Genomic DNA, 6,183 nt, shown 5'->3' on the forward strand with positions numbered 1-6,183 from the left:
GTCGGGTGGTTGCCCTTCGCGGCGAGGATGTCCTTGTTGCCGTCGGCGAACCACTGCGCGAGCTGCTGCGCGGTGGCGCTGCCGGCCGCCGCCAGTTTCTGGAACACGGCAGGGTAGGCCGCGCCGGCGGTGAAGAAGTTGTAGTTCTCGTAGCCGGTCGCGTAGTCGGCGTAGGGCGCCACCGTGTGCAGCACCTCGACCGACATGTTGAAGCAGTTGTTGAAATGGATCGCGGCGAGCTTGGGCACGCCGGCGTCCTGGGCCTGCTTCAGCGCGTTGCCGAGGCCCCAGGTGGACAGCGGCATCTGGCTGACCGGCAGCACCGGCGAGCCTTGCGGCAGCACCGGGGACCCCTGGGGCAGCACCGGCGAGCCTTGCGGCAGCACCGGCGTGCCGCCCGATTCGCTGAGGTGCCACTCGAAGGCGCCGCCGCCGGTGATGTTGTGGGCCGTCAGCTTGCTGCGATCGATCTCGGGCAGGAACCCGGCGCCATGGCCCTCCAGCGCGAGCACCAGCGCGGCGGCGGGGTGGGCCTGGTGCGCCTGGCGCAGCAGGCCGGCCAGCGTGTTCGGCGAGGTCATGTCCTGCTTCCAGCGCGAGGTGACGACCACGTCGGCCGGCTGCAGCGCGGCAATCTCCACGAGGTACGAATCGTCGTCGGCCAGGTCGATCAGCGCGGTGACGTGCACGCCGCTGGCGGCGATCTTCGGCAAGGCCCTCATCAACGGGTGCTGCGACAGGTCGCGCGAGGTTCCGTCGGGGAACCCGCTCAGCACGGCGTCGCCGCCGAACGGCGCGAGGACGACCAGCGCGACGCCGTCGGTCGCGGACGAGGTGGTCGGATCGGAAGCAAGAAGACGGGGCAGGGGCATGACGGTTCCTCGATGAGGCGATGGGTGCGAAATCGCGTCGATACACTAACCGTCGCGCGCTCGCATGCCCAGGCATGGCAGACCGCGCAAATCCGTCGCGGTCCGGACGATCGCGAGACGATGCACCGGATCCATGGCGAACCATCCCCCTAACTTGCAGGGCGGCCCAGGTGCCGCAACGTTGCTGCTGTCGGCCGGCACGGTGGAAACCCTGCTGGGGCAGGCGCTGGCCGCCCACAAGACCGGCACGCTCGACGACTGGCTGCGTCGCCGGCCGAAGGCCACCCGCTGGTTCGTCAGGCGCTTCCTGCAGCCGGTGCTCGGGGCCGCCGGCGATGCGTTGCCGCGCGGCCGCGCGCTGGTCGAGGCGACCGCGCTGTGGCTGCGCTGGGTCGTCTCGCAGCTGCGCCCCGACCAGGCGTCCGGGCTCTCCGGCATCGATGCCGCGGCGTGGGTGGATCGCACGAGCTGGCGGCCGATGCTGGCCCTGATGTGCCACTACGGTTTCGAGCCGGTGCCCGATTTCCGGCAGCGCTACCGCCGCCATGCCGACGAGGCGGCCAGCGAGAACCTCTGCGGGCTGTGGGCGATCGGGCCGAGCACCTTCTACCGCTATCTCGAGAAGGGCAAGCGCCTCGCGGCCGAGGCGCTGCTGGAGCGGCCCGCAGCCGGCGAGCGGCGCATCGCGTTGCGGCACATGGTGCTGCGCGAGCTGCTTCCTCGCCTGGAACCCGCGTCACCCGTGGCGCTGGCCGGCTGGCACCGGCAGCAATCGGCGCTGGCGCTCGCGCAACGGGACACGCTGTCGGCGCTGTGGCACCTGCACCAGGCGAACGAGCCCGTGGCCTTCATCGAGTTGTTGCAGCGCTCCCGGGTCGACGTGGCCGACGATGCGGAGACCGATGCATTGATCGCGCTGGTGGCCGCCGGCACGCTGGATGCGCGGCAACGCTTCGACCTGCTGCTGGCGCAGGCGGGGTTGTGGCGCATCCGCGATGCCGGCGATCGCGAGCGCCAGGCCTATGAGCAGGCGCTGCGGCTCGCCAACGGGTGCGGCGACGCCCTGATGCTGGGCATCGTCTATGGCGCGCTCGGCAAGTTCTATGAGCCGCGCGATGCCGACCGTGCCTTCGCGTGCTACGAGGACAGCGCGGAGTTCCTGCGCCGCGCGGGCCTGGAGGAAGACCGCCCGCCGGGCGCGGCGGTCGCCGAGGAGTACCTGTCCACGCTCGTCAAGCTCGCCTGGCTCTACGTGCTGCGCAACGACCCACGCTCGCGCGCCGTGCTCGACCGGGCGGAGCCGTTGCGCCGCGATCCCTCGCTGTCGCCGGCCACGGTCGGCATGCTGGAGCAGACCTGGGGCGAGTACTGGCGCCGGGCCGGCGACCTGCGTCGGGCGCTCGAGCACAAGCACCGCGCGTTGAACATCTTCGAGCGCGAGGGCGACCGGCTGTCGGTGCTGAAGACCTACGCCAACCTCAGCCTGATCTACGGCGACGCGAAGGACTTCGACAGCGCGATCGCCTATTCGCAGCGCATCCTCGGGATGGCCGGCAGCGTTCCGATCGAACCGGAAACGCTGACCAGCACGCACCTGAACCTCGGCGCGACCTACTTCTGGCAGGGCCGCTACGGCGAGGCGATCGCCGAATACCGGCAGGCCCTCGCGATGGGCGAGCAGGCCGGCCTGAGCCTGCACGTGCGCCGCGCGCACTACAACCTGGCCGAGGCGCACTACAAGCGCTACCAGCTCGACGCGCAGCCCGATGACGAGCGCCTGGGCGATGCGCATGCGGCCGCGGCGCTGAAGGTCTCGCCGGGCGACCACGATCCGGCCCACCTCGAGGCCACGCGCAATCTGAAGACCGAGATCCTCGGCCCGCGCGACGGCGCGCCCTACGACCGCCTGCTGCCCGAGGAGTTCGCGGCCCACTTCGACGAGATGGCACAGATCCAGCGCCACCGTGCGGTGCTGGCCGTTCCGATGGGGGCCGAGGCCCATGTGCGCGCCCGGCTGGCCATCGCGAACGCCTACCTCGCGATGTCGTCGAAGGAGCGCGAGGCGGCGCTGCAGCTGATCCAGAAGCACGGCCTGGGCGACGGCTTCGCCGCCGAGTTCGAGCAGCTGCGCAGCACCTTCAACCGCGAGTTGACGCGCGAGCAGCAACTGTCCACGCAGTGGGAGCGCGAGGCCGGCGAGCTGCTGCAGGAGCAGCGGCGCATCGCGGTGCTGGATCACCTGTTCCGTGTCGGGTCGATCCAGAAGAGCATCTATGCGCAGGTGTGCGGCGTGGGGTTGGCGACCGCGTCCAAGCACCTGGTGGCGCTGACGGAACGCGGTCTGCTGGAACAGACCGGCAAGGGGCCCAGCACGCGCTACGTGCTGCCGGGCTGACGCCCCCTTCGTGGTTCAGGGCGAGGCGGTGATGGTCTGCAGCTCGGTTTCCTCCAGCACGGCACCGGCGCTGTCGGTGTGGCGGGCGCGGATGTTGCCGAAGCCCTTCGCGAACCAGAGCGTGGACGGGCCGTCGCCGTTGGCGGCCGCATCGGCCGCCAGCCGGCGCAGGCGGCAGCTGTCGGTGAAGGTCCGGCCGCCCAGCGTCAGCGTCTCGAAGCCTTCGAAGGTCCAGGTTTCCTGGACCGCCTGGGTTCCGACCTGGCTGCCCGCCGAGGGGCTCAGGGGCGTGATCGTGACGGTGTAGCCGAGGGCCATGGCCTGCCCCACCTGCGGCGCGAGCGGCAGCAGGGCGCCGTCGGAGAAGACGACCTTGCGCTCCGGAGCGCCGGCGTTGTCGTAGTCGATGTCGCCCCACAGGCGGATGCCGTTCGCCTCCTGCGACCAGTAGGTGGCCACGCTGCGGACCTGCGTCGCATCCACGAAGCTCACGCCGGTGTTGCGCACGCTGCCTTCGAAGGCCTCGCGGGTCAGCAGGACGCCGTCGGGCGTGCCGCCCGCATCGGTCGTGGTGTAGGCCACGCCGGCTGTGATCTCGAAGCAGCTGGCGAAGGCCGAGGGGGTCGCGGCGGCGGCCGGCGCCGTGGCCGCATCGCCGTCGCTGCCGCCGCCGCACGCGCTCAACAGCAGGGCGCACAGCGGGGTGGCACGCAGGAGATTCGTGAATCGCGAAGAAGTCATGGTCGAGGAGGGGTACTGCTTTGGGGCCCTGCAGGCTATGCGAGGGCGGCCGCGGCGGGGCTGGGTGGCCCCACGGTGTTCGCGCCCGGACCAGCGGGGGTGCGGCGGCAGACCACGGTGTCTCGCCAACGATACAGGCGCGCCGCCGTCATGCCTTGATCAAGGATTCGGCATGCAAGGCGCCGACCCCCTCGATAAGCTGGCGCGCGATGAATGCGTCTGCCCCCACCCACACTTCCGTGCCAGAGACCTGGACGACGGATGGCCTGCCACCGCGGCGGCAGTTCGACGCGTGGCGCGAGGTGATCGTCGATGCGCACCTGAGCTGGGACATCCCGAAGATCGCCTGCGACCGCTTCCCCGCCTTCATGCGCCAGCACCGGCTGGGCGGCGTGCGGCTGACCGACTGCACGTCCGCGGCGACGGTGAGCGGTATGCGCGAGCGGCGGCAGATCGCCCGCGACGACAGTGCATGGCTGAGCGTCGTGATGGTCGCGCAGGGCACCGAAACGCTGCGCTTCGACGACGACCGCGAACTGCAGCTGGGCGCCGGCATGTTCACGCTCTGGGACAGCACGCGGCCGATGGCCTTCAGGACCAGCGACGACCTGCGCCAGATGTCGATGCTGGTGCCCGAGGCCGAGTTGCTGCGCCGCCTGCCACGGGTGCGCGACCTGATCGGGCGGCCGATGGACGGCCGGCACGGCGCGGGCGCCTTGTTCGTCGAGCATTTCCAGCTGCTGATGCGGCGCTTCGGCGAGCTTCCCGCGACCGGGCGGCAGGTGGCACTGGGCGGGGCGCTCGACCTGCTGGGCCTGTGCCTGGGCGAGCAGCCGGCGCCGGGCTTGCGGCAGCTGGTGCGCGAGCAGCTGCAGCGCCACATCGAACGGCACCTGGCCGAGCCGTCGCTCGGCGTGGCGATGCTGGCGCGCCGCTTCCGCATGAGCGAGCGCAACGTGCACAAGCTGTTCGAAGGCTCCGGCGAAACGGTGAGTGGCTTCATCCGCGACCGCCGCCTGGCGATGTGCCGGCGTGACCTGGAGGCCCCGGCGATGGCGACGCGGCCGATCGCCGAGATCGCCCGCCACTGGGGCTTCGAGGACCCCAGTCACTTCAGCAAGGTGTTCCGGGCCGCCTACGGTGTGTCGGCGCGCGAGTTGCGTGCCACGGCCGGGCGCTGACTGTCGCGCACCACCACCGTCCCCGCCAGCTTGTCGTGYCAGCCCTGCTTGCGCGCGTCGAAGGCGATCCACAGGAAGCCGAGGAACAGCGGGAGGCTCGAGAGGTAGTAGCCCAGGTAGCGGCCGACGGATTGACCGAGCGTCGGCGGCAGGCCGGTATTCGCGTCGACGATCCGCACCTTCATCGCCATCTTGCCCGGCGTCGCCTGCCACTTCATCCAGCAGCCGATGTAGAGCACGGCCGGGAAGACCCAGGTCAGGAAGAACTCGAGCGGGTCGCCGATGAAGGTCCTGGCAGGAACGTGCTTCAGGGTCCCGTAGTCGGACCCGTAGAAGAACCGGACCAGCGGGATGAAGAAGGCCAGGAAGAGCAGCGTATCGGCGAAGCTGGCGATCGAACGCCGCCAGAATCCTGCGTACGCCACCTGCGTCGGGTTCGCATCGAAGTCGGCGACGGGCGCCTTCGGCGGGGCGTAGGGATTGGTGCTCATGCCGGATGCTAGCGTGCACCGGCCTCGTACCACCGCCCGATCAACGCGCGCTCGTCGTCGCTGATCTGCGTCGCATTGTTCAGCGGCATCAGCTTCAGCACCACCGCCTGCTGGTAGACCTGCTGCGCATGCGCGGCGATGCCTTGCGGCGAATCGAGCCGCACGCCCTTGCTCGCGAGCTGCTCGTTGTGGCACATCAGGCAGCGTGTGGCCACCACCTGCTGCACCTGCGCGAAGGTGACGGGCTGCGCGGCCTGCGACGCCGGCTTTTGCACGGGTGCGAGCCACACCGCCACACCCAGCAGCAGCACCGTGCCCGCCACCGCGTACTCCCACGGCACCCGCTTGCCCTGCACCAGCGCCTTGTGCCGCACCACGAACGCATGGCGGATCAGCGCGCCGGCCCCCATCACCAGCACCAGCACCGCCCAGTTGTGCGGCGCGCCGTACAGGAAGCCGTAGTGGTTGCTGAGCATCGCGGCCAGCACCGGCAGCGTGAAGTA

The 6,183-nt window shown here is 70.5% G+C and carries 6 protein-coding genes; 2 read left to right on the top strand and 4 right to left on the bottom strand.

Going from position 1 to position 6,183, the window contains the following annotated elements:
* Window positions 1-872: hypothetical protein (locus AC1D01_RS16925; RefSeq protein WP_477868232.1), on the bottom strand; the 872-nt coding region annotated here is incomplete at its 3' end.
* A gap of 133 nt (window positions 873-1,005) precedes the next feature.
* On the opposite strand from AC1D01_RS16925, the gene AC1D01_RS16930 reads away from it, so the two are divergent.
* Entirely contained in the window at window positions 1,006-3,267 is a 2,262-nt protein-coding gene (locus AC1D01_RS16930) for a tetratricopeptide repeat protein (RefSeq protein ID WP_477868234.1), read from the top strand.
* A gap of 15 nt (window positions 3,268-3,282) precedes the next feature.
* Here the strand turns inward: AC1D01_RS16930 and AC1D01_RS16935 are convergent, their stop codons facing one another.
* Window positions 3,283-4,008: a hypothetical protein gene (locus AC1D01_RS16935; protein ID WP_477868236.1), complete on the bottom strand. Its 726-nt coding sequence runs from the start codon at window positions 4,006-4,008 to the stop codon at window positions 3,283-3,285.
* Window positions 4,009-4,247: 239 nt separating this feature from the next.
* Here AC1D01_RS16935 and AC1D01_RS16940 point away from each other — a divergent pair, with 239 nt between their 5' ends.
* Complete coding sequence (locus AC1D01_RS16940) at window positions 4,248-5,189, top strand: AraC-like ligand-binding domain-containing protein (RefSeq protein WP_477868238.1); 942 nt, start codon at window positions 4,248-4,250, stop codon at window positions 5,187-5,189.
* Here AC1D01_RS16940 and AC1D01_RS16945 read toward each other — a convergent pair.
* Entirely contained in the window at window positions 5,144-5,680 is a 537-nt protein-coding gene (locus AC1D01_RS16945) for an RDD family protein (RefSeq protein WP_477868240.1), read from the bottom strand. The two genes, AC1D01_RS16940 and AC1D01_RS16945, sit on opposite strands and share 46 nt — an antisense overlap.
* An 8-nt stretch (window positions 5,681-5,688) precedes the next feature.
* Window positions 5,689-6,183, bottom strand: a 495-nt coding sequence (locus tag AC1D01_RS16950; protein ID WP_477868242.1) for a urate hydroxylase PuuD, incomplete at its 5' end; no start/stop codon positions are given.

This window comes from Rhizobacter sp. P3_B12, from assembly GCF_056402895.1.